This is a genomic window from Streptomyces sp. NPDC002870, assembly GCF_042888505.1.
Taxonomy (GTDB): Bacteria; Actinomycetota; Actinomycetes; order Streptomycetales; family Streptomycetaceae; genus Streptomyces.
Map to the genome: position 1 here is coordinate 35,369 of NZ_JBIAPW010000031.1, position 26,445 is coordinate 61,813.

27 protein-coding genes are annotated in these 26,445 nt (G+C 70.7%); 11 read left to right on the top strand and 16 right to left on the bottom strand.

What is annotated here, in order from left to right; genetic code table 11:
• The first annotated feature begins 70 nt into the window (after nt 1–70).
• Nucleotides 71–628 (top strand): TetR/AcrR family transcriptional regulator, encoded by a 558-nt coding sequence (locus ACFYWY_RS29465; RefSeq protein WP_389191499.1) that lies wholly within the window; start codon nt 71–73, stop codon nt 626–628.
• On the opposite strand, the gene ACFYWY_RS29470 is transcribed toward ACFYWY_RS29465, so the two are convergent.
• From ACFYWY_RS29470 to ACFYWY_RS29490, 5 genes are all read right to left on the bottom strand, one after another.
• Nucleotides 533–1,237 (bottom strand): transposase, encoded by a 705-nt coding sequence (locus ACFYWY_RS29470; RefSeq protein ID WP_389191502.1) that lies wholly within the window; start codon nt 1,235–1,237, stop codon nt 533–535. The genes ACFYWY_RS29465 and ACFYWY_RS29470 overlap by 96 nt on opposite strands.
• On the bottom strand, nt 1,207–1,395 hold the full coding sequence (locus ACFYWY_RS29475) for a winged helix-turn-helix domain-containing protein (protein WP_389191505.1): 189 nt from the start codon (nt 1,393–1,395) through the stop codon (nt 1,207–1,209). The genes ACFYWY_RS29470 and ACFYWY_RS29475 overlap by 31 nt, the downstream gene beginning before the upstream one ends.
• Nucleotides 1,359–1,616 (bottom strand): transposase, encoded by a 258-nt coding sequence (locus ACFYWY_RS29480; RefSeq protein WP_389191649.1) that lies wholly within the window; start codon nt 1,614–1,616, stop codon nt 1,359–1,361. The genes ACFYWY_RS29475 and ACFYWY_RS29480 overlap by 37 nt, the downstream gene beginning before the upstream one ends.
• A gap of 372 nt (nt 1,617–1,988) precedes the next feature.
• Nucleotides 1,989–3,005 (bottom strand): endonuclease domain-containing protein, encoded by a 1,017-nt coding sequence (locus ACFYWY_RS29485; protein ID WP_389191508.1) that lies wholly within the window; start codon nt 3,003–3,005, stop codon nt 1,989–1,991.
• Between the two features lie 869 nt (nt 3,006–3,874).
• Nucleotides 3,875–4,456, bottom strand: coding sequence for an XRE family transcriptional regulator (locus ACFYWY_RS29490; protein WP_389191511.1), 582 nt, complete (start codon nt 4,454–4,456; stop codon nt 3,875–3,877).
• Nucleotides 4,457–4,945: 489 nt separating this feature from the next.
• On the opposite strand from ACFYWY_RS29490, the gene ACFYWY_RS29495 reads away from it, so the two are divergent.
• Nucleotides 4,946–5,293: a DUF6415 family natural product biosynthesis protein gene (locus ACFYWY_RS29495; protein WP_389191514.1), complete on the top strand. Its 348-nt coding sequence runs from the start codon at nt 4,946–4,948 to the stop codon at nt 5,291–5,293.
• Between the two features lie 487 nt (nt 5,294–5,780).
• On the opposite strand, the gene ACFYWY_RS29500 is transcribed toward ACFYWY_RS29495, so the two are convergent.
• Together ACFYWY_RS29500 and ACFYWY_RS29505 are read right to left on the bottom strand one after the other, a co-directional pair.
• Nucleotides 5,781–6,752, bottom strand: a complete 972-nt coding sequence (locus ACFYWY_RS29500; RefSeq protein WP_389191517.1) for a DNA-3-methyladenine glycosylase family protein — start codon at nt 6,750–6,752, stop codon at nt 5,781–5,783.
• Nucleotides 6,753–6,754: 2 nt separating this feature from the next.
• Complete coding sequence (locus tag ACFYWY_RS29505) at nt 6,755–7,126, bottom strand: VOC family protein (protein WP_389191520.1); 372 nt, start codon at nt 7,124–7,126, stop codon at nt 6,755–6,757.
• Between the two features lie 84 nt (nt 7,127–7,210).
• Here ACFYWY_RS29505 and ACFYWY_RS29510 point away from each other — a divergent pair, with 84 nt between their 5' ends.
• Nucleotides 7,211–7,699 (top strand): MarR family winged helix-turn-helix transcriptional regulator, encoded by a 489-nt coding sequence (locus ACFYWY_RS29510; protein ID WP_389191523.1) that lies wholly within the window; start codon nt 7,211–7,213, stop codon nt 7,697–7,699.
• 363 nt (nt 7,700–8,062) lie between these two features.
• Nucleotides 8,063–9,316 carry a class I SAM-dependent methyltransferase gene (locus ACFYWY_RS29515; protein WP_389191652.1) on the top strand — a complete coding sequence of 418 codons (1,254 nt, stop codon included), beginning with the start codon at nt 8,063–8,065 and terminating at the stop codon, nt 9,314–9,316.
• A 43-nt stretch (nt 9,317–9,359) separates the two neighbouring features.
• Here the strand turns inward: ACFYWY_RS29515 and ACFYWY_RS29520 are convergent, their stop codons facing one another.
• The 5 genes from ACFYWY_RS29520 to ACFYWY_RS29540 all read right to left on the bottom strand — a co-directional run bounded on the left by ACFYWY_RS29520 (nt 9,360) and on the right by ACFYWY_RS29540 (nt 14,248).
• Entirely contained in the window at nt 9,360–10,730 is a 1,371-nt protein-coding gene (locus tag ACFYWY_RS29520; RefSeq protein WP_389191526.1) for a cryptochrome/photolyase family protein, read from the bottom strand.
• Nucleotides 10,731–10,828: 98 nt separating this feature from the next.
• Complete coding sequence (locus tag ACFYWY_RS29525; RefSeq protein WP_389191529.1) at nt 10,829–11,575, bottom strand: anti-sigma factor domain-containing protein; 747 nt, start codon at nt 11,573–11,575, stop codon at nt 10,829–10,831.
• Nucleotides 11,572–12,156, bottom strand: a complete 585-nt coding sequence (locus tag ACFYWY_RS29530; protein WP_389191532.1) for a sigma-70 family RNA polymerase sigma factor — start codon at nt 12,154–12,156, stop codon at nt 11,572–11,574. Before ACFYWY_RS29530 ends, ACFYWY_RS29525 begins: the two co-directional genes overlap by 4 nt.
• A gap of 292 nt (nt 12,157–12,448) precedes the next feature.
• Nucleotides 12,449–13,291 (bottom strand): siderophore-interacting protein, encoded by an 843-nt coding sequence (locus ACFYWY_RS29535; RefSeq protein ID WP_389191535.1) that lies wholly within the window; start codon nt 13,289–13,291, stop codon nt 12,449–12,451.
• Nucleotides 13,292–13,342: 51 nt separating this feature from the next.
• Nucleotides 13,343–14,248, bottom strand: coding sequence for a 5'-3' exonuclease H3TH domain-containing protein (locus ACFYWY_RS29540; protein ID WP_389191655.1), 906 nt, complete (start codon nt 14,246–14,248; stop codon nt 13,343–13,345).
• Nucleotides 14,249–14,593: 345 nt separating this feature from the next.
• Between ACFYWY_RS29540 and ACFYWY_RS29545 the strand changes: the two genes are divergently transcribed.
• From ACFYWY_RS29545 to ACFYWY_RS29555, 3 genes are all read left to right on the top strand, one after another.
• A complete protein-coding gene (locus tag ACFYWY_RS29545; protein ID WP_389191658.1) occupies nt 14,594–15,184 on the top strand; it encodes a helix-turn-helix domain-containing protein in 591 nt (196 codons plus the stop codon).
• A gap of 12 nt (nt 15,185–15,196) precedes the next feature.
• Nucleotides 15,197–15,922, top strand: coding sequence for a helical backbone metal receptor (locus tag ACFYWY_RS29550; protein ID WP_389191539.1), 726 nt, complete (start codon nt 15,197–15,199; stop codon nt 15,920–15,922).
• Nucleotides 15,923–16,155: 233 nt separating this feature from the next.
• Nucleotides 16,156–17,415 (top strand): S8 family serine peptidase, encoded by a 1,260-nt coding sequence (locus tag ACFYWY_RS29555; protein WP_389191542.1) that lies wholly within the window; start codon nt 16,156–16,158, stop codon nt 17,413–17,415.
• Between the two features lie 77 nt (nt 17,416–17,492).
• Here the strand turns inward: ACFYWY_RS29555 and ACFYWY_RS29560 are convergent, their stop codons facing one another.
• Nucleotides 17,493–18,632 (bottom strand): TDT family transporter, encoded by a 1,140-nt coding sequence (locus ACFYWY_RS29560; RefSeq protein WP_389191545.1) that lies wholly within the window; start codon nt 18,630–18,632, stop codon nt 17,493–17,495.
• Between the two features lie 70 nt (nt 18,633–18,702).
• On the opposite strand from ACFYWY_RS29560, the gene ACFYWY_RS29565 reads away from it, so the two are divergent.
• Nucleotides 18,703–19,641, top strand: a complete 939-nt coding sequence (locus tag ACFYWY_RS29565) for a LysR family transcriptional regulator (RefSeq protein ID WP_389191548.1) — start codon at nt 18,703–18,705, stop codon at nt 19,639–19,641.
• An 86-nt stretch (nt 19,642–19,727) separates the two neighbouring features.
• Here the strand turns inward: ACFYWY_RS29565 and ACFYWY_RS29570 are convergent, their stop codons facing one another.
• The 3 genes from ACFYWY_RS29570 to ACFYWY_RS29580 form a co-directional block, all read right to left on the bottom strand.
• The gene (locus ACFYWY_RS29570; RefSeq protein WP_389191550.1) at nt 19,728–20,405 is read right to left on the bottom strand and encodes a gamma-glutamyl-gamma-aminobutyrate hydrolase family protein; all 678 of its coding nucleotides are present in this window, start codon (nt 20,403–20,405) and stop codon (nt 19,728–19,730) included.
• A gap of 56 nt (nt 20,406–20,461) precedes the next feature.
• The gene (gene eat / locus ACFYWY_RS29575) at nt 20,462–21,907 is read right to left on the bottom strand and encodes an ethanolamine permease (protein ID WP_389191553.1); all 1,446 of its coding nucleotides are present in this window, start codon (nt 21,905–21,907) and stop codon (nt 20,462–20,464) included.
• Nucleotides 21,908–22,020: 113 nt separating this feature from the next.
• A complete protein-coding gene (locus ACFYWY_RS29580) occupies nt 22,021–22,716 on the bottom strand; it encodes a FadR/GntR family transcriptional regulator (protein WP_389191660.1) in 696 nt (231 codons plus the stop codon).
• A gap of 156 nt (nt 22,717–22,872) precedes the next feature.
• On the opposite strand from ACFYWY_RS29580, the gene ACFYWY_RS29585 reads away from it, so the two are divergent.
• The 3 genes from ACFYWY_RS29585 to ACFYWY_RS29595 are packed head-to-tail and all read left to right on the top strand — an operon-like array spanning nt 22,873 to nt 26,400.
• Nucleotides 22,873–24,237, top strand: a complete 1,365-nt coding sequence (locus ACFYWY_RS29585) for a glutamine synthetase family protein (RefSeq protein WP_389191556.1) — start codon at nt 22,873–22,875, stop codon at nt 24,235–24,237.
• Entirely contained in the window at nt 24,204–25,613 is a 1,410-nt protein-coding gene (locus ACFYWY_RS29590; RefSeq protein ID WP_389191663.1) for an aldehyde dehydrogenase family protein, read from the top strand. Before ACFYWY_RS29585 ends, ACFYWY_RS29590 begins: the two co-directional genes overlap by 34 nt.
• A gap of 4 nt (nt 25,614–25,617) precedes the next feature.
• Nucleotides 25,618–26,400, top strand: coding sequence for a 3-oxoacyl-ACP reductase (locus ACFYWY_RS29595; RefSeq protein ID WP_389191559.1), 783 nt, complete (start codon nt 25,618–25,620; stop codon nt 26,398–26,400).
• Nucleotides 26,401–26,445: the final 45 nt, after the last annotated feature.

Below are 26,445 nucleotides of genomic sequence, written 5' to 3' on the forward strand. Positions count from 1 at the left end.
TATAGAGCGAGCATAGACCCATCCATACGGCTCCGTATACTTGGCCGGGGCATGTGAGGGGAGACACGGCATGGGCGCGATCCGTACGCCGCGGGACAAGTGGATCGAGGAGGGGCTGCGGGCGCTCGCCGCCGGCGGCCCCGAGGCTGTCCGGGTCGAGGTCCTCGCCCAGGCGCTCGGCGTCAGCAAGGGCGGTTTCTACGGCTACTTCCGCAACCGCGCCGCCCTGCTGGAGGAGATGCTCGGCACCTGGGAGCGCGGGGTCACCGAGGATGTCATCGAGCGGATCGAGAACGACGGGGGCAACGCCCGCGAGCGGCTTGGGCGTCTCTTCGACTTCGTGGGGTCGGGCGAGACGCCCGTGACCAGCGCCGGGGTCGAGCTCGCGATCCGCGACTGGGCCCGGCGCGACGAAGGCGTCGCGCGTTGCCTCCGCCGGGCCGACAACCGGCGCATGGACTATCTGCGCGAGCTCTACGGGGCCTTCTGTCCCGACGAGGGCGATGTCGAGGCCCGCTGCCTGATCACCTTCTCACTGCGCATCGGCGACCACCTCATTGCAGCCGACAACGGCCCGCGCAGCCGCACGGAAGTCCTCGCCGCGGTCAGGAACCGGTTGTTGGGCTAAGCGGCTCGGTGAAGTCCGCTGCTGTCCTCGGATACGGGTTCGTTGGCGGGTCAGCGCCCGGTCTACTGCGGTACCGATCGCTTCGATGCTGGTGTGGGCACGGTCGGGATAGTCCTCGTACTTGGCCGAGCGCCAGACGTGCTCGATGTCGTTGAGCTCGGGGCTGCGGGGAGGCAGGTAGAACAGCTCCACCCCGATCTTCGCCAGTTGCTCGCGGCGGCCCTTGAACACTTTGTCGATGTGCGCGGAGGCGTTGTCCAGTACCACTGTGCACCGCCGGGGCCGCCGCCAAACGGGCAGTCGGGCGCCGACACCGTCCGCGGCCAGGGACAAGGCGCCGGCTCCGCCGGGCAGGCCGGCCAGGCGTGAGCAGACGAACTCCAGCAGCCCGGCCGCGTTGATCTTGCCGGGGGTGTGCTCCCACAGCAGTTCAGGATCGGCGCCCACGACCAGCGCACCGAGCACGTTGACCCGCCGGTCGCGGGTGTCCTCGCGCGCCACCACTGCGCGCTGCCCTATCCGTGACCAGGTGTAGCCGGTGGGCATGGTGGGCGCGAAGCCGGACTCGTCGAGGAAGATCACATCGCGCGTGCCCGCGTCGGCCTCCATCCGTAAATCCGCAAGTCCTCCAGCTGGTCCCGGGCGGCCTGCTGAAGGACGGGGTCGGCCTTGTGCCGGAGGCTGTCGCGGGTGCGTTTCCACCGAAATCCCTCGCGGTGCAGCAGCTCGGTCAGCCACGCCGCCGATACGCGCACGTCTCGCTCCATGGCCAGCCAGTCGCACAGCTCGGGGCTGTCCAGGTCACCCCTGCCTCGGCCGAGGCATCCAGTAACACGCCCAGCGCCTTCAGATCGTCGTCGGTGATCTGGGCGGGCCGTCCCGGACGCGGGGCATCGGCCAGGGCGTCGAACCCGCCGCCGGTGAAACGGTGCACCGCATCGCGGACCGTGACCGGGTTGCATTCCAGCAGGTCGGCGACCTGTGACACGGTCAAGCCCCGGCCAACATCCGGATGCACTCCAACCGCCGCCGCTCGTTACACGACAGATCACGCCCGGCCAGCCGTCGGCGCACCTCGGCCTGCTGCTCGGACGTCAACTCCACTGTCAGGATCTTCGGCATCATCACCACTTCCCGCCAAGGCTCCTACCCCAACAGGGAGTTGACTTCACCGAGACCGCTTAGTCATCGCCCAACTGCCCCGGCTCCACCACTACATCAGCCTTACCTACCAAGGCCACCTGATCGGGCCGCTCCTCATCCGCAACCCGCGACTTGACGAGGTGTTCGGCGCCCTCGCCCGCCCCAACAAGACACGGCTCCTGCCCCTGACCGCGGACACCAACCTAGGGCTGGATCTTCACGCGGGGGACGTCGTGTCCGACGCGGCACGCGCGGCCGGCACCACGACGTCCGGCTGCGAGGCGGTGAGCGCCTGATCGACGAAGCCCCGTACGAGCGCCACGGTCTCGGGGATCGTGACGTCCTTCGTCCACATCTCTCTGTGCCACCAGCATTCCAGCTCGAAGTGGCGTGCGCCGTGGGCGAGTTCCACGTGCCTGATCCACGTCTGGCGTCGGCATCGGCGGTCGCGGTGGCGGTGGCGCTCGGCCGCCTCCAGATGCTTCTGGGTGATGCCGACGTGGTACCGGCGGGGCAGGGTGCGCCGTTCCAGGCAGCCGCGGCACTCCAGTAGGTGCAGCACGGCACCCTCCTGCCGCACCAGGAAGCTGCGCGGGGAGCTCTTACCCTCGAAGGTGTTGTAGCTGCCGCACAGAGGCCCGCGCAGAAAGCCATGGTCGTGGCAGTGGTCCCAGGCCGCCGCCCGGGTCTCGGCGCACAGGCGGCACAGGTAGTTGTCGGCGCGGGTGCCGCGCACGCGGGGCGAGTCGTACAGCACGCCGCGCAGGTGACCGGTGTACTGCTGGAAGGCGGCTCCCGAGCACAGCGGGCACAGGGTGACGTAGCCGAGCGGGCTCTGCGTACGCCAGCCACCCCAGCGCGGGCCCTGAGCAGCACAGCCTTTACAGATCCGGGCCCGGGCGACCAGGTCCTCCTCCACCTGCTCCCAGCGGTCCAGGAGTTCGGCGAAGGCCCTCGGCAGGAACAGACTGCCGCCGGAGACGGTGATCAGCTCCAGCGGCCGGGTGTTGGCGATGTTCTCCCGCAGCCGTTTTCCGCTGCGCGCCGCGACGAATTCGTCCCAGGTCAGCTCGCCGGGCAGCCCGCTGGCGCCGATGCGTTTCCAGCTGTCGTCCCACTCTTCGTAGGGCCGCCTCCTGGTGCTTGTCGCGGGCCTGCCAGAACATCCAGGACGCGATCTTCTGCCGCCAGTCGGCCCGGCCCCAGTCCTCCGGGTCCCGGTCGTCACGGTCACGGAAGGCGCCGTCATCGGCATCGCAGTCGGCCGCGGAGGCGACAACAGCGACAAGCCGTCCGAAACTGCTGCGGCCCGCGCCAGAGAAGTCGGCCGAGGAGAAGGAGTCCGACGCCAAGACCGCCGTTAGGTAGGCCGCTGCCATGGCGGCGAGATCGGCGTCGGCCAGCAGGCAGGCCGCCCAGAGAGTAAGGCGGCCGCCTGAGCGGCAACAGGACGTACGTCAAAGCCGGGGTGCCCGTCGCCCTGGCCGGTCTGCACCTCGCAGGCATCTTCCTGTGCTCCGCACGCTGATCCGACACTGCTGCTCTAATCTGCGGTGACCCCCAGTAGCCAATCTCCGTGGGCTCACCGTCGCGGTAGAGCACCGTGCAATTCCCGCAGGCGCGTCCGGGGTAGGGCAGTCGCTCGGTTTCCAGGGCATCGACCCACTCGGCGTAGTTTGGCCGGCCGCTGGGAGCCCACCCCAGCACCTCACGATCGGTCAACGGCCGCATGAAGGGACCCCATTCGGTATCTGTGGGATCCACAATGTGGACGAGGTCCAGCACCGTGCCGGTGCCGCCGGTGAGGATGTACTCCTTCCACTCCTCGTCCTGCCACAACTCTTCTATGGTCCGGCCCTCAAAACCGTGGTTGTCCTTCGCCAGCTCCCGATGCCTGCCGGAACGCCGCCGTCAGATCATGCTGATGTGGGCCTGTCTGCCACCACGCGTCGCCGCCCAAGTCATATCCCTTCTCACCCGAACCGTTCGAACAGTGGCGCAGCTTGGGGTGACACCGACAGCGAAGCGCCTGGGGCTTGATCCTAAGAGAGGCCCTGGACAGAGAACCCTTGGACGGTTGTCCGCGGCCTCTGCTCATCACTGTCAGTCGGCCACCGGTAAGCCTCGGCTCCACAGCTCCTCGGCATGCTCCGCGAAGCGGTCGAACATGCCGCCGTCTCCGTGACGGCGCAGGTGCAGCAGCGGGGAGTCGTGGCCGACCAGCCGTGCCAGGTGCGGGGTGACCATGGCCTGATCATCGAAGCGGAAGACCGACAGGGACACGTGGTTGACGGCGTCGTCCGAGGCGCTGAAGCGTGCCTCAAGCCCCTCCAGCGGGCCGAGGCGGCCAAGTGCCTCAAGCGTCATGCGGATGCGTGTGGAGACCGTCAGGGCAACGTCTTCGATGGCTTCCCGCTGACGTGTCACTTCGCCTTCGGGGTCCCCGAGCAGGAAGCGCACGCGACATCCTGACTCGGTCTTGCGGCGCAGCATGTCGGCGAACGCCGGGATGGACGTCCAGAAGAAATAGTTCGTGTATCCGCTCAGGAAGATCTCTTCCGTGGCGTCGCCAACCAGCTCGCCCCACACCGTGGACGGGCAGGCCGAGCGGTACGGGTACGAGCGGATCAGCTCGCGATCGTTGCCGGTCTTGATGCGGTCCGTGACCGCCGTCGTCCAGAGCATTTCCTCGTCCACTCCAACGCCCGGCAGGCGTCCTCGCGGTTTCGTGCATGCGGTGTCAGTCCGGCGTCGGCCAGCCACCGCTCGACGGTCTTGCCCGTCACGCCTACGCGCAGGGCGAGAGTTGCCGAGGGGTCAGACCCGCCGACTCCATAGCTGATCGTAATGCCGCGTTCAAGGCATCTCCCCGGGACGTTTGGGCCGTTCTCTGACCGTAGCGACCTATGGCTCAAACGTCCCTGGTTCGGGGGGAGATACGTCCGCGAGGGCGATGCACGCTCCACCCATGAGCAGCCCACGGACCACCATGGACAAGCCCGCATACCTTGCGCCCCCACCTGAGCAGCCTGTTCCGGGGGCCGCGTGCGGCGTCTGCGCAGCCCTTGTCAGACAGCGTGCTGAGGCCGTAGCCGCAGGCGACTACTCCCGTGCCGCTGATTGCAATGTGGAGATCCGCAACCACGGCGCACACAGGAAGGGGAGGAGGAACCAATGACCGGCGCCCTGCCCGTCGACAGCCCGACCATGCGTGAACTCGTATCCCGGCTGCTCGGGTCCGACTCTGAACTGCCGTCTCATGACGAGCTGGAGATATGGACGCTCCAGCTGCGCGGTCACCTCATGCTGCTGATCCCGGAGGTGGAGAAGGTGACAGCCGGGCGCTCCCTGGACGACATCCCTCGGGCATGCGCCTTGGCTGGAGTCGCCGAGGCTCGCACCCGGCTGGACCTCACTCCCGGTGCCGGGCTGCCCGCTGGCATCGCGCACGCGCAGCGTCTCGCCCGTTCGGTGAACGCGCTGCTCGACCATCTGCAGAACTTGCCGCCCCGGCCACTGTGAGCGCGGCTGGACGGACAACACGAGGCCCCGGGCAGATGCTGGGGCCTTACGCATGTAGTGGGAGCACGGGAATGTGGCGATTGTCGATAACAGCAAGGGGAGGCGCTGGCAGGTCCGTCAAAGGTCCCCACTGCGTCGGCGAGTTGAAGACCAAGGAGAGCTACCGCACGCCCCGCCGGCGAAGTCGGCCGTCGAATGCCTAGCTGCGCATCTCCAGTCGTTGTTTCCCAGGTGATCGAGGACCGGACCGACCCGACCGAGCCTCGGCATGACCAGTGCGTCGCCGACCGCTGAGCTACGACCGTGCCGATCACTCGATCCATGCGGCGCATCGAGCCGGTGTAAAGAGCCGATCAAGGGATCACCGGGTCGACCAACGAGCCTGCCGTCCCCGGATCCAGTCCAACGAACCACACGGCGACCTGTCGAGCCGCTTGCCGCATCGCCGTGGCGGTTGCGGTGCCGGCGCACTTGACCGCCGCGGGCACTACCGCACCGAGCGACCGCGGGCCGCCGGCCCGGCCTTCTCCTCACGGCGGGTGCGCAGCAGGAGCGCGACCCAACTGCGGTACGGCGCCCAGTGATCGCCGATCTCGGCGAGCCGGCGCACATCGGAGGCGTCAGGATAGCCGAGGCCGTAGGCCTCGGCCATCGAAGCGTGAAGCCGGCGTTCATGGCGGGGGAAGACGTCGGGGTGTCCGGTGCCGCGGATGAGGATGAGCTCCGCCGAGAAGGGGCCGATGCCGGGCAGGGTCCGCAGATGAGCGATGGCGTCTTCCACCGGCATCGCGCGCAGCCGGGCGGCGTCGAGATCACCGGCGAGAGCCGCGTCGGCGAGGACACGCAGCCGTTCGACCTTCGTCTCGGGCAGGCCCGGAACACGGCTGAGTCCGCGCAGGACCAGCGGGGTGGGGAAGGCGTGCAGCGACTCCCCGGCGACGGTGACGCGCTGTCCATGGTGCTCGGCGATGCGGGCCTTGATCGCGGCGGCCTGGACCATCCGGATGCGGTGGCCGATGACCGCCCAGGCCGCGGCCTCGTACGGCGAGAAAAAACACACCGGCCGCAATCCCGGGTACGCCGCGATGAGCTCGGCCACGACGGGATCGTCCTCGGCGAGCCGTGGGAACCCGCTGCCGTCGACGTCGAGCGAGAGGATGCGGGCCAGTTGCGCCCGCACCGCGCTCATGCCATCCGATTCCGCAGCTGCCCTGCCCATCCCGTCCTTGCCCGGGGTCCCGGTGTGCACGGTGACATTCGCCTGTACGGTGCCCTCCGAGCGCTGCGCCTGCCGTACCTCCGCGCTCACCGTCGAGTGGCCGTCGTCGGCGGGAAAGGCCAGGCGCAGCACCCTGCCGTCTGAGGCGTCGCGGTGCCCGGCGGGTGTAAAGCCCTCCAGGAACCGCACGCCCGCCGCAAGTGAGAACGGCCCGTGCGGCGTGATGACGATGGCGGTCATGGTCAGTCTTCATGCGTAGTGATGGCGTAGCCCCCAGGGCCGACGAACGTGAACATCCTGCCGAACGGACCATCCTCGGGTGCCTTGACGATGTGGATCCCGGCGGCGTGGAGCCTGTCGTGCAGAGCCTGCGCGTCAGTGGTCCGAAACCACAGGGCGATCCCTAGGCCGGGCCGCTCGACGGCGTCGAGATCCACTCCCGGCAGCGGCTCGCGGACGGCGAACGGAACCGGCTCGGTGGCGAACACCACGGCGCCGGGCGGCGAGGCAGGCGCCCGGCGCAGACCGAGATGCTTCTCGTAGAAGGCGGCAGCCGTTTCGATGTCGCGCACCTGCAGAGCGATGAAGTCCGGCCCGCTGACGGTGACAGTCATAAGTACTCCTCGATCGTGGTGCATGTCAGGACTTTGACATAGGAGAAGCTAGACGACGCCTCGCATGCATGTCAAACTCCTGACATGCATGATGGGACTCCCTCCAGCCAGGCCCCGGCCGCCGACGTGACCGAGCGCCTGGGGTACCGCCTCAAGCGCACCGCCGCGACCCTGCGCAGCGCGCTGGACAGAGCACTGCGTGAGTACGGCCTGACGGTGCCGCAGTACGCCTGCCTCGAACTCCTCGACCAGCGCCCCGGCCTGTCCAATGCCGAGCTGGCCCGCGGCACCTTCGTCACGCGGCAGTCCATGAACGTCGTCCTTCGCGGGCTGCAGGAGGCCGGCCTCATCACGCGGCCGGCCACCACCGACCGCGGTCGCGCTCTGCCCGCCCACCTCACCGAGGAGGGCCACCGTCGCCTCGCGGAGGCACGCTCCGCCGTCTACGCCATCGACCAGCGCATGACCGGCGCCGTCCCGGAGCGGCGTCTCGCCGAGCTCCTCGCCGACCTCGACCGCATGGCGGCGGCACTCGACGGCTGGAACGGGCCGGGTGAGAACGGCCGCGCCTAACCCGTGAGTGCGTTGAAGGAGAAACCGGCGGCGAAGGAGCGTACCGCCCCATGCTGCGGTTCGGCTCCTGCCGGTAGCCGAAGCCGACCGGCGCGGCTGCGTCGCCGCCCTGGCCGGTCTCCGGAGGGTCAGGTCCTACGTCCGTGGGTGCGGTGGCGGTCATGGCAGCCCCCTGTCGCTGTTTCCCGTCGGGTGACAGAAATTAGGGACGAGCTGTTTCACCGGCGTCACACGCCATGTCCGTACAGGGCCCAAGTCCTCACGCCCGAAAGATCTCCCACTCGACCAATCCGGGGCCGCCGTCGCACCGAATCAACTGCGTCTCCGTCAGCTTTCCCTGGAGGGTGTGAAGTGAGCGTGTCCGTGTCTCCGGCGTCCTCAGCGTCCTCAGCGTCCTCGGTGTCTGCGCGAATCGCGTCCGTCGACGCCCGGAGGTGGCCCGATGTGGCCACCCTGCCCCGAGCCTCCCGGATGCGGACGGCCGCCGCCGAACGGCACGTCCGCCATGCCGTCGGCAGGCTGCCGCTGCGGGTGCGCCTCGCCGGTGGCTCCCCGACCGGCCGGGGTGGACCGCTCATGGTGGTGCACGACCCGCGCGCCTTCTTCCGGCGCATCGGCTGCGGCGGCCTCGTCGGCTTGGGCGAGTCGTACATGGCGGGGGAGTGGGAGGCCCACGACCTCGTCGGTGTGCTGACCGTGTTCGCCGAGCATGCCGGCACTCTCGTCCGCGGGCCGCTCCAGCGGCTTCTCGAAGCCGGACCGGCCGGGCAGCCTGCCGAACACGCCTGCGGCCTGCCCAATGACCTGCTCAACGAACTGTTCGCGCTCTTCCTCGACGAGACCCTTACGTACTCCTCCGCCCTCTTTCGCGGCTTCCCGGCAGAGCAGCATCTGCTCTCCGCCGCGCAGCACCGCAAGATCGACCGGCTGCTCGACCTGGCACGGGTCGGGGCGGGCACCCAGCTGCTCGAAATCGGCACCGGCTGGGGCGAATTGGCGATCCGGGCGGCACAGCGCGGCGCGCGCGTGCTGACCGTCACGCACTCGCGCCAGCAGCAGGATCTGGCCCGGCGGCGCGTCCGCGAGGCCGGTCTCGAGCACCGCGTGACCGTCCTGCTGCGCGACTTCCGCAAGGTGCTCGGCCGTTACGACGCGATCGTCAGCGCGGAAATGATCGAGGCCGTCGGCGAGGAGCACTGGCCGCAGTACTTCATGACGCTGGACCGGCTGCTCGCGCCCGGCGGCCGGGTCGCCCTCCAGACGATCACGATGCCGCACGACCGGCTGCCCGCCTCCCGGACCACGTACGCCTGGACGCAGAAGTACATCTTCCCTGGCGGGCTGCTGCCATCGATTGAGGTGATCGAGCGGATCGTCACCGGCCGCACCGGGCTGCGGCCGGCCGAGCGGGTCGCCTTCGGCCCCCACTACGCCGAGACGCTGCGGCTGTGGCGTGAACGCTTCACCCAGCGCGCCGCCGACGCCGAAGCTCTCGGCCTCGACGAGACCTTCCGCCGGATGTGGACCTTCCATCTCGCGGGCTCGGAGGCGGGTTTCCGCGCGGGCTGTCTGGATGTGCAGCAAGTGCTGCTGACCAAGGACGAGATGGCCTCCTGAGCCGCGCGGATCAGACGCGGATCAGACGCGGATCAGAAGCGGATCAGACCAGGCCGCGTGCCCGCTCGAAGCGCGCCCGCCCCTCCGACACTTCCACCAGCGGGTCCGGATAGTCGAGCCTGGCCCGGTCGATGCCGTCGAGCTTCCACGGCTCGTGGACGGCGGCCCCGGCCAGCTGCGCGAGCTCGGGGACCCAGCAGCGTACGTAGTCCCCGCGCGGATCGAACCGCTTCGCCTGCGCGAGCGGGTTGAGGACGCGATTGGGGCGGGTGTCGGTCCCGGTGCCCGCCGCCCACTGCCAGTTGAGCTGGTTGCTGGCGATGTCCCCGTCCACCAGAAGGTCCAGGAAGTGACGGGCGCCGATGCGCCAGTCGATATACAGCGTCTTGGTGAGATAGCTCGCCGCCAGCAGCCGCGCGCGGCCAGGAATCCACCCCTCGTGCCGCAGTTGGCGCATCGCCGCGTCCACGATCGGGCAGCCGGTTCTGCCGTCCTTCCAGGCGGCGATCTCCTTCTCGTCCCTGCGCCAGTGGTCGCCGCGGGCACGGTAGTCGGCGTGAGCCGCGTCGGGCCGGGCGGCGAGGACCTGGTAGTGGAAGTCCCGCCAGGCCAGCTGCCGTACGAACGCGTCCGCGCCCGGGCCGCCCTTGCCGCGTGCCCGCTGGACGAGTTCGGCGGCGGAGAGCGTCCCGAAGTGGAGATGGGGCGAGAGCCGGGAGGTCGCGTCACCCGGCAGATCGTCGTGGAGCCGCTCGTACGCCGCGATGCCGCCGCTCTCGTCGGCGAGCCAGCCGCTGAGCCGCCGCCGGGCTTCCGGCTCGCCGCCCCTGGCGAGCTCGGGCGACACCCCGGCGACCGCTGTGCGTCGCGGCAGCGGATGGCCCGCGAGCTCGGGGACCGGAACGGTGCGCGGCGCGGCCACTGGCTTCCGCGGCCCGGCCGCCTCCCACCTGCGGTAGTACGGCGTGAACACCGCGAAGTGGTCCCGGCCCGTGGGTGTCACGCGCCCCGGTGGCAGCGCGGTGATCACCCCGTCATGGACGTGCAGGGAGCACCGGACCGCCTCCAGCGCCTCGCGCAGCCGCTCTTCCCTGCGTACGGCGTAGGCGCTGACGCCACCCGCGACATGCACCGAGCGGGCCCCGCTCTCGGCGACCACCCGGCAGACCTGCTCGGTGACTTCGCCGATACGGATCACCAGCCGGCCGCCGCGCTCGCGCAGCCCGGCGTCCAGCGCGGCCAGGCAGTCGGCGAGAAAGGCGCGGCGGTTGGGCGCGTCGAAGCCCGCTCGTTGCACGCCCCGGTCGAGCACGAACAGCGGCACCACCGCATCGGCGCCGCGCAGGGCGGCGAGCAGCGCCGGCTGGTCGTGGACTCGCAGATCGGAGGTGAAGAGCATGACCGCAACGCTCATGTGCCGTCCTTCCTCGAGGTGGGGAAGTGCATCAGGCGGGGAAATGCATCAGGCGGGGAAGCACATCGGGTGGGGAAGCGCGTCAGGGGAACGGCGCATCAGGTGGGGAAGCGCATCAGGGCGAGAGGATCGGTGGTCGGCTCGGGGGAGCCGCCGGCCGGCTCGACGGTCAGGCCCATGCCCGAGGCCGCACCCACCGGTCCGTCCATCAGTACGGCGTTGTCGGTGACGGCGGGGTCCATCAGGCCGGCGGGACGCATCTTTCCCCCGTCCTCGAACCAGAGTTGGTAGACCTTGCCCTGCGGCGGCTTGGGCAGCCCGGAGGTGAGGAAGGCCGCCTTGTTCCTGCTGTGCGAGACGACGACCGTTCCGCGCGCCCCCTCCGGCAGCTTCGTGGTGCTCACCCTGGCGTCGGGCGCGGCGAGCACCGAAGCCAGCTCCTCCGCCTGCCGCTGCGAGCGCTGCGCGTCCTGGCGTGCGTCCCGCGCCTCCTGGTGCTGCCAGGCGGCGACCCCTCCGAAGGCCGCGGCGGCTGCGACACAGGCCGCCAGTACGAAGCGCGACAACGCCCGGCCACGGCGGGTGGCACCTCGGCGGGCCCGCGAGACGCGCGGCGCCTCCTGGCGCTCGGCGGAGATCCGCCGCAGCACGTGCTGCTTGAGCGCAGGCGGTGGGGTCACGGCCACGGCGAGTCCCAACTTGCCGACGGTGGCGGCCAGTTCGCGCACCTCCTGAGCGCAGGCCGGACACACCAGAAGGTGCCGTTCGAACTCGGCGCGCTCGTCGGGCGACAGCGCGTGCAGCACATACGCGCCGGTCAGCGTGTGCAGATCAGCGGCGTTCATGCGCTCACCCCCAGGCAGTCGCGCAGGCGGATGAGCCCGTCGCGCAGTCGTGTCTTGACCGTGCCGAGCGGCACGGCGAGCAGTTCGGCCACTTCCCGGTAGGCCAGCCCGCGGTAGTAGGCGAGTGTCACCGACTGCCGCTGCAGCTCGGTCAGGCCGCGCAGACAGCGTCGTACCTGCTCACGCTCCAGTCGGGCCTCGACCTGTTCGGTGACCTCGTCGTAGGCGGGGGTCTGCTCCAGCAGCGCCGCCCGCCGCTCGCGGTCGGTCGCGGCCTGGGCCGACCTGACCCGGTCCACGGCGCGTCGGTGGGCGAGCGTGAGTATCCAGGTCATGGCCGATCCGCGGGACGGCTGGAAGCGCGCCGCGGTACGCCACACCTCGATCAGCACCTCCTGCGTCACCTCCTCGGACTGGGCCGGGTCGCGCAGCACGGCGCGCACCAGCCCCAGGACCGGACCGCAGACCGCGTCGTACACCCGGGAGAAAGCCTCCTGGTCGCCTCGGGCCACCAGGCCGAGCAGCTGCTGCAGATCGGGCCCCGCCGAAGCGGGTCCGCCGATGTGTACGGCTTGGTTCACGCGGCTTTCCTCCACTGTGCGGGCATGTCGTCCGGACAGATTCCACCAGGCATTCGGAGCCCATGGAGCGGCGGATTGGTCCGGGTCCGCAGATGGTTGCACGTGAGGCGCGCGGAGCCGCATCGGCGCCCGCCCCGCGGACAGTTGCGGTGGTCCGCATCGCGAAGCCCCCGGCCGACTCGCCACAGCCTGCCGCCGCATCGCGAAGCCCCCGGCCGTGTCGCGAAAGCCCGCCGCCGCATGCGAAAGCCCCCGGCGCGTCACGCAGCCGGGGGCCGAGAGTGAGCGGGCGTCAGGCCGCCTTCTCCTGTTCGCGCTCCACCTCTTCGTTCCACTCGCGCTTGACCGCGCGCCACGCCTCGTCCGTCTGGCCCAGCCGCCAGTACCCCGAGATCGACAGCCGCTCGCGCGGAATCTGGCGGTCCACCCGCAGATGGCGGCGCAGCTCCTTCACGAACGCCGCCTCGCCGTGGACGAACGCGCAGACGTCGCCCTCGGGGAAGTCCAGCGCGCTCACCGCCGCCACCAGCGCCTCGCCCACCGGCCGCGCCCCGCGGTGCAGCCAGTTGATCTCCACTCCGTCCGGCGTGACGATCTTCTGCTCCTCCTCGGGGCCCGCGACCTCGACGAAGGCATGAACACGTGCGCCTGTCGGCATCCGCTCCAGCGAAGCGGCGATCGCGGGCAGCGCGCTCTCGTCGCCCACCAGCAGATGCCAGTCGGCTGCCGGGTCCGGGGCGTAGCCGCCGCCAGGGCCCTGGATCCGGATCGTGTCGCCCACGCGCGCCCGCGCCGCCCACGGGCCCGCCAGACCCTCGTCGCCGTGGACAACGAAGTCGACCGCGAGCTCGCGGTGGGCGGGGTCCCAGCTCCGGACCGTGTAGGTGCGGTTGGCGGGCCACTGATCGCGCGGGAACTCCTCGCGGATCCGCTCGATGTCGAACGGCTCCGGATACGTCACGCCCACGGGCGCGAACAGCAGCTTGACGTAGTGATCGGTGAACCCGTCGAGAGCGAATCCGGCCAGCCCCTCACCGCCGAGGACGACACGCACCATGTGCGGGGTGATCCGCTCGGTGCGCACCACGCGCGCCTCGTAGGGCTTCGGTGCCTTGCGGGCCGGTCGTTCTGCCACGGCGGTCTCCCCTGGGCTCGTACGCTGCTTAGGCTTGCCTAAGTTAACACCTCAGTGCTGAAGCGTGGACAGCAGCCGCGTCAGGGCGCCGCCGAGCCCCCACCGGGCGGCCAGCTCGTCGAGCGTCGCCGGATCGCGGGGCTCGGAGGGCAGTGCGGGGTCGAAGTCCGGCAGCGGTACGTCGGACGCGACCCGTACGACCTTCGGCGCGACCGCGACATAGTCCCTGGCCTCGTCAAGCCGCTTGCGCTGGGAGGGCGTCAGCTTCGCGGTCCGGTCGTCGACGGCTGCCATGATCCCGGCCAGATCGCCGAAGGTGTCCAGCAGCTTGGCTGCGGTCTTCTCGCCGATCCCGGGCACGCCCGGCAGTCCGTCGCTCGGGTCGCCGCGCAGCAGCGCCAGGTCGATGTACCCCGGGCCGTCGACGCCGTACTTCTCGCGCAGCCACGCCTCGTCCGTCACCTGGAGCGTCCCGACGCCCTTGAGCGGATACAGCACCCGCCGCTCGCGCGCGTCGTCGACCAGCTGGAACAGGTCGCGGTCGCCCGTGACGATGTCGACGGGGCCCGTCGCACGCCCGGTGAGGGTGCCGATGACGTCGTCCGCCTCATAGCCGTCGGCCCCGACGCGCGCGATGCCGAGCGCCTCGAGCACGTCCATGATCACCGGGACCTGGGGGGCGAGGGTGTCCGGGATCTCCTCGTCGTCAGGACCCGTCGGCGTCTCCACGGCGACGCGATGCGCCTTGTACGAGGGGATCAGCTCCACCCGCCAGTGCGGCCGCCAGTCGTTGTCCCAGCAGGCCACGAGGTCGTCCGGGCGGTGGTCCTGGACCAGCCGCGCGATGAAGTCGAGCAGCCCGCGCACGGCGTTGACCGGGGTGCCGTCGGGGGCCCGGACCGAATCCGGGACCCCGAAATAGGCGCGAAAGTACAGGGAAGCGGTGTCGAGGAGCATCAGGCGTCGCGTCACAGACCCGATGATGCCGCACCCCACTGACAGCCACCCCGCGCAGCCCCCGTGCGATGGATCGCCGCGGATGAAACAGAACCCGGGCATCGCGGAAAAGATGGCTCCGCAGTAGCCCGCAGCGTGTACAAGGGGTGGTCCCGCCAGTGGCGGGGCAGCCCTTGTGGCTTTCCGGTCCGCGTGCCGGCCGGCCCGCACAGGGAGGGGCTTGCAGGGAGGGGCTTGCAGGGAAGCCCGGGCAGGAAGCTGCGTAAGGTGAGACTGGACCAGGGAAGGGGAGCCCGGCGGATGGACGCGAAGGGCGCGAAGGACGCGAAGGACGCGATGGACGCGATGGACGCGATGGGCCCGAAGGACCCGAAGGAGACCGAACCCCTTCGGGTGGGCGCAGCTGTGCGCAGGCGCCGCCGTGCCCTGGACCTCACGCTCGCCGCGGTCGCCGCGCGCAGCGGCCTCTCCGTGCCCTTCCTCAGCCAGGTGGAGAACGAGCGCGCCCGCCCCAGCATGCGTTCCCTCCAGCGGGTCGCGGACGCCCTGGAGACCACGCCCGGCCGGCTGCTGGCCGCGTCCGACGCCGCGCGCACCGTCAATGTCGTACGCGCGGCGGCGGAAGGGGCACCGCCACCGGGCGCCAGGACCCGTCGGCTCGTGCGCGGGCACCATCAACTGCAGGCCCTGGAATTCACCGGGGAGCATGACCCGGGACGCGAATTCCAGCACCGCAACGACGAGCTGATGTACGTCGCCGACGGGGCCGCGGAGGTCGAGGCGGAGGGCCGCGCCTACCGTCTGGCGCGCGGCGACACCCTCTTCCTCTCCGGCGGCGTACGGCACCGGTGGCGCGCCACCGCACCCGACACCCGGATCCTCGTCGTCTCGGTCGCCGACCACATCGACGACGCGGGCCCCGAGCCCCGGCGCTGAGGGGCGGCCGACGTGCGCGTCGTGTCACTGGTGCCCTCGCTGACCGAGGCCGTGGCCGTCAGCGCGCCCGGAGTGCTGGTCGGGGCCACCGAATGGTGCAGCCACCCCGCCGAACTCGATGCCGTACGGATCGGGGGCACCAAGAACCCGGACGTGGCGGCGGTGATCGGGCTGCGACCCGATCTCGTGATCGCGAACGAGGAGGAGAACCGCGCGCCCGATCTGGCCGCCCTGCGGGCCGCAGGCATCGAGGTGCTCGAGACGGAGATACGCGACCTGGAGCAGGCGTTCTGCGAGCTGGAGCGGGTGCTGGCAGCCGTCTGCGGGCAGGCCCGGCCGCGCTGGCTCGACGAGGCGCGGCAGGCGTGGTCCGCGGTCGAGCCGGTGGGGGAGTGGCGGGCGATCGTGCCGGTCTGGCGGCGGCCGTGGATGGTGCTCGGCCGCGACACCTTCGCCGGCGATCTGCTGGCCCGGCTCGGCGTCCGGAACGTGTACGCGGGGCACGCCGAGCGCTATCCACGCATCCCGGTGGACGAACTGCGGGACAGCGGCGCCCAGTTGGCGGTCCTGCCCGACGAGCCGTACCGCTTCGCGGTGGACGACGGGCCCGAGGCCTTTCCGGGACTGCCGGCCGCGCTGGTCAGTGGCAGGCACCTGACCTGGTACGGGCCGTCGCTGGCCGAGGCACCCTCGGTGCTCGGCGCGGCGCTGCGACGAGCGACCCGGCAGGCGGGCTGATCCCACCCGTGCCACCGGCCGAGGCCGGCCGGCCGACCGTCGTAGCGGCGAGGGTCGGAAGGGACCACATGGTTGACAGGCGGTCAGAGAATCCGGTGACCGCCGGATGTCGGGCTGCCGCACCGCCGCAAACCTGCTAGCTGTGAGCGCGGTAGCGAAGCAGACATGCCATGAACTCCCCAGAAGCACCGGGTTGAGTCTCGGCTCTCACATGCCCTCAAGAAAGGTCCGGGATGCCCAAAACTTTCCGTATCGCCCTCTTTGCGCTCGTGCTTGCGGCCGCATCACCGACCCCCGCGATGGCCAAGGCGCCCGCACAGTCCGACCAGATCCCCGGCGCGTACATCGTGACCCTCGAGGACACAGCCGCCACCGAGGGTGCCGATATGAACGAGGCTGTGGACGCCGCAGTCGAGCAGGCCTCCACCCTGGGTGCCAGGGTGCAGCACGTGTACCGCTACGCCCTTCACGGCTACTCGGCCTCCATGAGCCCCAGCGTCGCAGCGGAGCTCGCCGACGACCCCCAGGTGCGTTCGGTGGAGCCCGACCGGGAGGTGCATGCCACCGCCCAGTCGACCCCGACCGGCGTGGACCGGGTGGCGGCCGACCAGAGCCCCACCGCGGCCATCGACGGTGTCGACACCCGGGTGGACGCCGACGTCGCGGTCATCGACACCGGAATCGCCCCGAACCACCCCGACCTGAACGTGTACCGGGCCGGCGGCAAGAGCTGCTGGCTGTCCCTGCTGCCACCCTCCGACTTCCACGGCCATGGCACGCATGTCGCCGGAACCATCGGCGCCCTGGACAACGGCACCGGCGTGGTCGGTACGGCACCGGGCGCCCGGCTCTGGCCGGTGCAGGTGCTCAGCCCCCTCGGCAGCGGCAGTATCTCGAACGTCATCTGCGGCATCGACCACGTCACCGAGCACGCCGACGAGATCGAAGTCGCCAACATGAGCCTGGGCGGATCGGGCACCGACGACGGCAACTGCGGCAATACCAACAACGACGCCATGCACCAGGCGATCTGCAATTCCGTCGCCGCGGGCGTCACGTACGCGGTGGCGGCCGGCAACGACCACTCCGACGCCGCGGACATGATCCCCGCCGCATACGACGAAGTGATCACCGTGAGTGCCCTGGCCGACTTCGACGGCAAGCCGGGGGGTCTCGGCCAGGCGACGTGCCGCAGTGACGTGGACGACACCTTCGCCAACTTCTCCAACTACGGCTCCGATGTCGACCTGATCGCGCCGGGCGTGTGCATCCGCTCCACCTCCAGCAGCGGCGGCTCCACCACGATGTCCGGCACCTCGATGGCCGCGCCCCACGTCGCGGGCGGCGCAGCCCTGTATCTGGCCGGCAACCCCGCCGCATCGCCCCAGAACGTCAAGGCGGCTCTGCAGGCTGCCGGCAGCTTCGACTGGACCTGGCCGTCCCAGGACGGCGACGGCACCAAGGAGCCCCTGCTCAACCTCGCGAACTTCTGACGGCGGCCGTCCTTCTGACGGCTGTCACCTGAGTCATGATTTGGGCGCGCACCGGCATCGGTGCGCGCCCACACCTGTCAGCGGGCCTTCACAGGCGCTGCGAGCAGCGCCCCGCCCAACAGGCCGCGCAGCGTACGGACGCCGGTCACGGCCCACGCGGCGACGAGAAACGCGTACAGGCCGACCGCGAGCCATTCGAGGGCCACCAGGCCGGTGTGGCGCGCAAGGCCCTCTGCGCCCGTCACGCAGGTGCCGACGGGGAAGGTGAAGGCCCACCAGGTCAGCGCGAACGGCATGCCGCCGCGCGCGGCCCGCACGACCATCGCACCGGCAAGCGCCAGCCACATCAGGGCGAAGCCCAGCACGGGGATTCCGTAGATCACGGCGAAGGCGGCGAGCCCTTCGGCGTACGGTGCCTGGACCGCGCCCGGCGCCACGTCCGCCAGCTTGCTGACCGCGGTGGTCGACTGGCCGAGCGGGCCGAGCACCAGGAAGAGGGTGGGGGTCAGCGCGAGGGGCAGCGGGCCGTGGTGGACCAGCCGGGCGAAGACCATCGGCAGGATGAGCAGCGAGGCCAGCAGGCTGACCCCGAACATCGCGTAGCTCCCCAGCAGCATCGCCTCCCGCCACTGCCCGGCAGGCAGATGCGGGACCAGGAGAGGGCCGAAGGACGCGGAGACCATCGGGGCGACGACGGGCAGCAGCCACACGGGAGAGGCCGTGCCGGGCTCGACCTTGTGGCGTACGACCATCAGATACGGGACGACCACGGCGGCGGCGAGCCCGGTGAGGGTGCCGGCGCCGAAGAGCGTGGCCGCCGTCGCCACGGCCGCGGGTTCGCCGATCACGCCCTGGCCCACGGTCAGGGTGCCGATGCCGACGGCCAGCAGCGCCATCGACAGACAGCCGTAGAAGGGCGCGACCGCCGGGTCGAGGAGGTGCGCGCGGGCCTGGTCGCGGTGGTGGGTCCAGTGCGTGGCGCGGGCGGCCAGGACGACGGCCAGCAGTACGGCGGACAGCGCCCACACCGCGGCGCAGGCCGTCCGCAGGCCGGGGATGCCGACGGGCAGGGCGGCACCGGCGTTCGCGACGATGGCGGTGCCCATGACGGTCGCGTACCAGTTGGGTCCGAAGTGGCGGAGGGCCTGCAGCCGTACGGTGGCGAGGGTCGACCCGGCAGCGCTGCGGCGGGGGTGGGGCTGCACGGCGATGACCATGTCTGCACTCTCACCCGGGCCAGGGGTCCCCACCAGGGATCTCTCCCCTATGAGCCCATAAACTGGATTTATGAGCGACGAGGATGAAGAGCGGGTGCCGTTGGCGCACCGGGTGCCGGATCTGGGGGCGCTCGAGCTGCTGCTGGCCGTCGCGCGACACGGCAGCCTGGGGCGGGCGGCGCGCGAGCTCGGAATCACTCAGCCGGCCGCGAGCAGCCGGATCCGCTCGATGGAGCGTCAGTTGGGGGTGGCACTGGTCGACCGCTCCCCGCGCGGGTCGCGGCTGACGGAAGCGGGGGCGCTGGTCACGGACTGGGCGTTGCGCGTCGTGGAGGCTGCCGAGGCCTTCGACGCGGGGGCGCAGGCGCTGCGAGGGCGGCGCGATTCGAGGCTGCGGGTGGCTGCTTCGATGACCATCGCGGAGTACCTGCTGCCGGGGTGGCTGATCGCGCTCAGGGCGGCGCGCCCCGGCACTGCGGTCTCGCTGCTGGCAGGGAACTCCGCGGTGGTGGCTCAGCGCCTGCTCGCGGGCGAGGCGGATCTGGGCTTCGTGGAGGGGCTGTCCGTGCCGGACGGCCTCGACGGGGCGGTCATCGGCCACGACCGCCTCCTGGTGGTCGTGGCCCCGAGCCATCCGTGGGCACGCCGCCGCGCCCCGCTGACCCCGGCGGAACTGGCGGGCGTGCCGCTGATCCTTCGCGAACGGGGCTCGGGCACCCGCCAGGTCCTCGACTCGGCCCTGTCCGCCTGCGGCGGCCTGGCCGAACCGCTCCTCGAACTCGCCTCCACGACGGCGGTCAAGTCAGCGGCGGTGAGCGGCGCGGGCCCCGCGGTCCTGAGCGAACTGGCGGTCACGGAGGAACTGACGGCACGCCGCCTGACGAGCATCCCGCTGGCCTCGGTCGACCTGCGCCGCGCGCTGCGTGCGGTCTGGCCGACCTCCCACCGCCCGACGGGTCCGGCGCGCGACCTGCTGACGCTGACGCGCGGGGGGCCCAGTCCCGGCTGACGGGGCCAGGGGCCGAGTCCCGGGCTGGCGGGGCCACGGACCGAGTCCCGGGCTGACGGGGCGGGCCCCGCACCGGTACCCCGCCGCTACCCCGCCGCCCGGACCAGCGCCGACATCACCCGCAGGTCGTCCCCCGCCTCCGGATGCCACTGGACCCCCAGCGCCCACCCCGGCCCCGACAGCTCCACCGCCTCCACCGTGCCGTCCTCCGCGTGCGCGCTCGCCACGAGGGTGTCGGCCAGGCGGTCCACCGACTGGTGGTGGTACGTCGGGACCGACGACTCCTCCGGGACGATCTCCGCGTACCGCGTCCCCGGCACCGGCTTGACGGTGTGGGCGCCGAAGACGCCCACACCCCCGACGTGTCCGTCCAGGTGCTGGACCAGCGTCCCGCCGAGCGCCACGTTCAGCAGCTGCAGGCCTCGGCAGATCCCCAGCAGCGGCGTCCCGGACGCCAACGCCGCCCTGATCAGGGCGAGTTCCCACGCGTCCCGGTCCCGCGCCGGCGGGCCCGTACGCGCCTCGGGCTCGGCCCCGTACCGTACGGGCTCGACATCCGCTCCGCCCGCGATCACCAGGCCGTCCAGCCGGGACACGACCACCTCGGCCTGGGCCGGGTCGTCGGGCGGGAGGAGCGCCGCGAGGCCGCCGGCCGCCTGGACCAGGCGGGGGTATCCGGCCGGCAGCAGCGCCGCGGGCATCTCCCACACGCCCCACGCGGCCGACTCCAGGTACGTGGTGACGCCGATGAGCGGCTTGGACACAGTGACCTCCGTTCAGTTCCGTTCGAGTCCGTTCCGGTCGAGTCGGTTCCGTCGAGTCAGTTCCGTTCGAGTTCGGCCTCGGCCGCCGCCAGCGCCGCGAACTCCTCCTCCGGAGCTTTCGCCACCAGATGATGGCGACTGTAGATCGCGAAATAGGCGAGTGCGACGGCGTAGACGCCGAGCGCGATGAAGGCCGCGTCCTTGTCCACCAGGAACGTGGCCACCAGCGCGGAGAGTGCAAGGACGAAGGCGACGGACGAGGTGAGCATGCCGCCGGGCGTGCGGTACGGGCGCGGCAGGTCCGGCTCGCGGCGGCGCAGCACGATGTGCGAAAGGGCCATCAGCGCGTAACTGATCGTCGCCCCGAAGACCGCGATGTTCAGCATCCGCGCGCCGTTACCCGTCCCCGCCGCCAGCGCGAAGCCGATCGCCCCGGGGATCAGCAGCCCGAGGTAGGGCGACTTGCGGCGGCTGGTGAGGGAGAGGAAGCGCGGGAGGTAGCCGGCCCGGGAGAGCGCGAAGAGCTGGCGCGAGCCCGCGTAGATGAGCGAGAAGAAGGACGCAACCAGGCCCGCCAGGCCCGCGTAGTTGACGAAGCGGCTCAGCGGCGTCGGATCGCCGCTCCCCTGCAACGCCACCACCAGCGGATTTCCGGCCTCCTGGATCGCGTTGGAGCCGCGTGCGCCGGTCGAGGCTATGAAGGTGACCACGGCCAGCAGCACCAGGATGCCCATGGAGATGGCGAGCGCCCGCGGCATCGAGCGCACCGGGTCCTTCGCCTCCTCAGCCGCCAGCGGCACGCCCTCGACACCGAGGAAGAACCACATGCCGAAGGGGAACGCCGCCCAGATGCCGAGCAGACCGAACGGCAGCCAGGAACCCGAGCCGAACGCGTCCTTGTCGACGGGGATGTCGTCCAGGCCGCCCGCGCTGAACTCCGTCAGCGCGCCGACCGCGAAGATCAGCAGCGCCGCGACCGCGATCGCCGTCACCACCAGGCTGAAGCGCAGCGCCTCGCCGACGCCCCACAGATGGATGCCGATGAATATCACGAAGCAGGCGAGATAGACCGGCCAGCCGGACTCCAGGCCGAACAGGCCGAGCGATTCGACGTAGTCACCGATGAAGATGGCGATCGCCGCGGGCGCGAGTATGTACTCGATGAGGATCGCGGTGCCGGTCAGGAACCCGCCCCAGGTGCCGAGCGCGCGGCGGGCGAAGCCGTAGCCGCCGCCCGCCGTCGGCAGGATCGCCGACAGCTCGGCGAGTGCGAAGACGAGACAGGCGTACATCGCGCCCATCAGCAGGGTGGCGATCGCGAGCCCGCCGAAGCCGCCCTTCGACAGGCCGATGTTCCAGCCGGAGAAGTCGCCGGAGACGACATAGGCGACGCCGAGCCCTGTGAGGAGCAGCCAGCCCGCGCTGCCTCTGCGCAGAGTGCGGCGGTTCAGGTAGGTGTCGTCGGCGGGGGACTGTTCGCGTGTGGTGGTGCCTTCGGCCATGAGTCGCTCCTGGCAGAGGTCAATGGTTTGTGCGGACACCATTGCGGCAGTGATCTGTGATGCGCAAGCCCTGCGCGTAAACCTGCGGTTACGGTTCGGTCGCGAGGAGGGTGTCAGGGCAGGAAGCCGCGCAGCAGTGCCGCCGTCCCCTCGCAGTGCTCCCGCATCACCTCGCGCGCAGCGTCGGCATCCCCGTCGAGCACCGCTTCGACCAGCGCCGTGTGCTGGTGCTGCGAGTGCTCGAGGTTGCGTACGAGCAGCGGAATGCAGTCCAGCAGATCGTTCAGCGTGGCGCGCACCGCGGCGTACCGCGCGGTCAGCGTGGGAGAGCCGGAGAGCTCGGCGATGGTCAGATGCAGCAGCGTGTCCTGGCGCCGGTACTCGGTGAGCGGCGCGTCGTGCGTCGCGGCCAGGGCCGTACGCAGCCGGTCCGCGCCCTCGTCGGACAGGCCGTGCGCGGCGCACAGCCCGGCGGCTCCCACTTCCAGGACCTCGCGGAAGCGCAGGGTGTCCTCGACGTCCACCTCCGCCACGCGTCGGCGCAGTTCGTCCTCGCCATGGGCGTCGGGGCGGTGCAGCACGAACGTGCCGCCGTAGCGGCCGCGCCTGCTCTCCACGAGCCCCTGGTCGGCGAGCACCTTCAGCGCTTCGCGCAGCGTGACCCGGCTTATCCCCATCCGCTCGGCGAGCTCGCGCTCCGCGGGCAGCCGTTCGCCGCCGGCGACCAGTCCGAGGCGCAGCAGCTGAAGAATCTGTTCCAGTGCTTCCTCGAAGCCGTTGCCCGCGCGCACAGGGCGCAGTACGGGCATCAGCGGGTCGGCCGCATTCGGGTCGGCCGCATTGGGGGCGTCCTCTTCGGGGGCGGCCGCATCGCTCTTCTTCACCACGTCGCCGTTTCCTCTTCCCATGCAATGGTCTTCAGTAATACCTTATGGCTTCCGGCTGACCCAAGGAGGCGTAATCCCGTGGCAGACCGCAAACCCCCGCTCGGGGTCGAGGAGCTTCGCGTGCTCGTCGCGAGCGGTGAGATCGACACAGTCGTCCTGGCCTTCCCCGATATGCAGGGCCGGCTCCAGGGCAAGCGGTTCGCCGCACCTTTCTTCCTGGACGAGGTCCTGGAACACGGCACAGAGGGCTGCAACTACCTCCTCGCCGTCGACACCGAGATGAACACCGTCGACGGCTACGAGATGTCCTCGTGGGAGCGCGGCTACGGCGACTTCGCCATGCACCCCGACCTCACCACACTGCGCCGAGTCCCCTGGAACGAGGGCACCGCGCTGCTCGTCGCCGACCTCGCCTGGAACGACGGCTCACCCGTCGTGGCCGCGCCCCGCCAGGTCCTGCGCCGCCAGCTGGACCGCCTCGCCGAGCACGGCTTCACGGCGCACGTCGGCACGGAGCTCGAATTCATCGTCTTCAAGGACACCTACGAGGAGGCCTGGGACCGCAACTACCGCGATCTCATCCCGGCCAACCAGTACAACATCGACTACTCCGTCCTCGGCACCGGCCGCATCGAGCCGCTGCTGCGCCGGATCCGCAACGAGATGGCGACCGCCGGCCTGATCGTCGAGTCCGCCAAGGGCGAGTGCAACCCCGGTCAGCACGAGATCGCCTTCAAGTACGACGAAGCCCTGGTCACCTGCGACCAGCACGCCGTCTACAAGACCGGCGCGAAGGAGATCGCCTCCCAGGAGGGCGTCTCGCTCACGTTCATGGCCAAGTACAACGAGCGCGAGGGCAACTCCTGTCATATCCACCTCTCCCTCCAGGACGAAACCGGCACGAACGTCATGGCGGGCGACGGACCCGGCGGAATGTCGCAGGTCATGCGCCACTTCCTGGCCGGACAGCTGGCGGCGCTGCGTGACTTCTCGCTGCTGTACGCGCCCAACATCAACTCGTACAAGCGCTTCCAGCCCGGCTCCTTCGCGCCGACCGCCGTTGCCTGGGGCTACGACAACCGCACCTGCGCGCTGCGCGTCGTCGGCCACGGCCGGTCGATGCGGTTCGAGAACCGGCTGCCGGGCGGCGACGTCAATCCCCACCTGGCCGTGGCCGGTCTGGTCGCGGCCGGTCTGTACGGCATCGAGCAGCAGCTGGAACTGCCCGACGAGTGCTCCGGGAACGCGTACACCGCCGGATACGCGCAGGTGCCCACGACGCTGCGCGAAGCCGCCGAACTCTGGGAGAACAGCCCCATCGCCAAGGCCGCATTCGGCGACGAAGTCGTCGCGCACTACCGCAACATGGCGCGGGTCGAGCTCCAAGCCTTCGACGCCGCGGTGACCGACTGGGAGCTTCGCCGCTCCTTCGAACGTCTGTGAGGCACGTCTTGCCATACGCGTACCACGAGGTGCTCAACCCCGCGACAGGACAGGTCGTCGAGACCGTCCGGGCGACGACGGCCGCCGAGGTCGACGCCGCCGTCGCACGGGCCGCGAAGGCCCAGCAGGGCTGGGCGGCCGCCGCACCCGCCGACCGGGCCAGGCTGCTGCGCCGCTTCGCCACGGTCGTCGACGAACACCTCGAAGAACTGGCCCGGTTGGAGGTGCGGGAGGCCGGGCACACCATCGGCAACGCCCGCTGGGAAGCGGGCAACGTCCGCGACCTCCTCGACTTCGCGGCCGGGGGAGTCGAGCGCCTGAATGGCCGTCAGATCCCTGTCGCGGGCGGCCTCGACATCACCATCCTCGAACCGCTCGGCGTCATCGGTGTGATCGCGCCCTGGAACTTCCCCATGCCGATCGCCGCCTGGGGCACGGCTCCGGCCCTCGCCGCCGGCAACGCCGTCCTGCTCAAGCCCGCGGAGACCACCCCGCTCACCGCGCTCCGGCTCGCCGAACTCGCCCTGGAGGCAGGCCTGCCGGAGCACCTCTTCCAGGTGCTGCCGGGAGCCGGCGACGAAGCGGGCAACGCGCTGGTCGAGCACCCGGGCGTCGCGAAGATCGTGTTCACCGGCTCCACCCGGGTCGGCAAGCAGATCATGGCCAAGTGCGCGGCCCGGGTGAAGCGCGTGACCCTCGAACTCGGCGGCAAGAGCCCCAACATCGTCTTCGCCGACTCGGACCTCGAAGCCGCGGTCGCCGCCACCCCCATGTCCTTCCTGGACAACAGCGGCCAGGACTGCTGCGCCCGCACCCGCATCCTGGTGCAGAGCTCGGTCTACGACCGTTTCCTCGACCTTCTCGCCCCGGCGATCGAGTCCGTCGTCGTCGGCGACCCGGCCGACGAGAACACCCAGATGGGCCCGCTGATCTCGCAGGCGCAGCTGGACCGGGTACGTGCGTACGTCCCCGACGAGCTGAAGGCGATCCGCGGCACCGCCCCCGAGGGCCCCGGCTTCTGGTTCCCGCCGACCGTCCTCACCGACCTGGCGCCGGACGCCCCCGCGGCCTGCGAAGAGGTCTTCGGCCCGGTTGCCGTCGTCCTCCCCTTCGACGACGAGGCCGACGCGATCCGGCTCGCCAACGCCACCGAGTACGGCCTGTCCGGCTCGATCTGGACCCGCGACGTGGGCCGCGCGATCCGCGTCTCCCGCGCCGTCGCCGCCGGCAACCTCTCCGTCAACTCCCACTCGAGCGTCCGCTACTGGACGCCGTTCGGCGGCTACCGGCAGTCCGGCCTCGGCCGCGAACTCGGCCCCGACGCCCTCACCGCTTTCACCGAAACCAAGAACGTCTTCATCAGCACGGAGGCCTGAAGCAATGACCGCCCAGAACATCTGCCGCCGCCTGGTCGGCCGCACCGCCGTCATCACCGGCGCCGGCAGCGGCATCGGCCTGGCCACCGCGCGCCGCCTCGCCTCCGAGGGGGCGAACGTCGTCTGCGGCGACATCGACGAGACCGCGGGCAAGGCCGCGGCCGAGGAGGTCGGCGGTACGTTCGTACGCGTCGACGTCACCGACGCCGAGCAGGTCGAAGCGCTGTTCAAGACCGCGTACGACACCTACGGCAGCGTCGACATCGCCTTCAACAACGCGGGCATCTCGCCGCCCGACGACGACTCGATCCTCACCACGGGCCTGGATGCCTGGAAGCGCGTCCAGGAGGTCAACCTCACCTCCGTCTTCCTGTGCTGCAAGGCCGCCATTCCGTACATGCAGCGCCAGGGCCGCGGCTCGATCATCAACACCGCGTCGTTCGTGGCCATCATGGGCGCGGCGACCTCCCAGATCTCGTACACCGCGTCCAAGGGCGGCGTGCTCGCCATGTCGCGCGAACTCGGCGTGCAGTTCGCCCGCGAGGGGATCCGCGTGAACGCGCTCTGCCCCGGGCCGGTCAACACCCCGCTGCTGCAGGAGCTGTTCGCCAAGGACCCGGAGCGCGCCGCGCGCCGCCTGGTCCACATCCCGGCCGGACGGTTCGCGGATGCGGACGAGATCGCCGCCGCCGTGGCCTTCCTCGCCAGTGATGACTCCTCGTTCATCAACGCGACGGACTTCCTCGTCGACGGCGGAATCGCGGGCGCGTATGTCACTCCCGTGTAGCACTCCCGTGTAGAGGCACGGAAGCGGCCCCCCTAGGGTGGCCGG

Excerpts from the sequence above, each read along its gene's own strand:
- ACFYWY_RS29545 (WP_389191658.1), top strand. The coding sequence starts at position 14,594 with ATGGACGCGATGGGCCCGAAGGACCCGAAGGAGACCGAACCCCTTCGG.
- ACFYWY_RS29495 (WP_389191514.1), top strand. The coding sequence starts at position 4,946 with ATGACCGGCGCCCTGCCCGTCGACAGCCCGACCATGCGTGAACTCGTA.
- ACFYWY_RS29520 (WP_389191526.1), bottom strand. The coding sequence starts at position 10,730 with ATGAGCGTTGCGGTCATGCTCTTCACCTCCGATCTGCGAGTCCACGAC.
- ACFYWY_RS29505 (WP_389191520.1), bottom strand. The coding sequence starts at position 7,126 with ATGACTGTCACCGTCAGCGGGCCGGACTTCATCGCTCTGCAGGTGCGC.
- ACFYWY_RS29470 (WP_389191502.1), bottom strand. The coding sequence starts at position 1,237 with ATGGAGGCCGACGCGGGCACGCGCGATGTGATCTTCCTCGACGAGTCC.
- ACFYWY_RS29555 (WP_389191542.1), top strand. The coding sequence starts at position 16,156 with ATGCCCAAAACTTTCCGTATCGCCCTCTTTGCGCTCGTGCTTGCGGCC.
- ACFYWY_RS29525 (WP_389191529.1), bottom strand. The coding sequence starts at position 11,575 with ATGAACGCCGCTGATCTGCACACGCTGACCGGCGCGTATGTGCTGCAC.
- ACFYWY_RS29490 (WP_389191511.1), bottom strand. The coding sequence starts at position 4,456 with ATGCTCTGGACGACGGCGGTCACGGACCGCATCAAGACCGGCAACGAT.
- ACFYWY_RS29595 (WP_389191559.1), top strand. The coding sequence starts at position 25,618 with ATGACCGCCCAGAACATCTGCCGCCGCCTGGTCGGCCGCACCGCCGTC.
- ACFYWY_RS29475 (WP_389191505.1), bottom strand. The coding sequence starts at position 1,395 with ATGGAGCGAGACGTGCGCGTATCGGCGGCGTGGCTGACCGAGCTGCTG.
- ACFYWY_RS29580 (WP_389191660.1), bottom strand. The coding sequence starts at position 22,716 with ATGCCCGTACTGCGCCCTGTGCGCGCGGGCAACGGCTTCGAGGAAGCA.
- ACFYWY_RS29565 (WP_389191548.1), top strand. The coding sequence starts at position 18,703 with ATGAGCGACGAGGATGAAGAGCGGGTGCCGTTGGCGCACCGGGTGCCG.
- ACFYWY_RS29510 (WP_389191523.1), top strand. The coding sequence starts at position 7,211 with ATGCATGATGGGACTCCCTCCAGCCAGGCCCCGGCCGCCGACGTGACC.
- ACFYWY_RS29465 (WP_389191499.1), top strand. The coding sequence starts at position 71 with ATGGGCGCGATCCGTACGCCGCGGGACAAGTGGATCGAGGAGGGGCTG.
- ACFYWY_RS29500 (WP_389191517.1), bottom strand. The coding sequence starts at position 6,752 with ATGACCGCCATCGTCATCACGCCGCACGGGCCGTTCTCACTTGCGGCG.
- ACFYWY_RS29560 (WP_389191545.1), bottom strand. The coding sequence starts at position 18,632 with ATGGTCATCGCCGTGCAGCCCCACCCCCGCCGCAGCGCTGCCGGGTCG.
- ACFYWY_RS29540 (WP_389191655.1), bottom strand. The coding sequence starts at position 14,248 with ATGCTCCTCGACACCGCTTCCCTGTACTTTCGCGCCTATTTCGGGGTC.
- eat (WP_389191553.1), bottom strand. The coding sequence starts at position 21,907 with ATGGCCGAAGGCACCACCACACGCGAACAGTCCCCCGCCGACGACACC.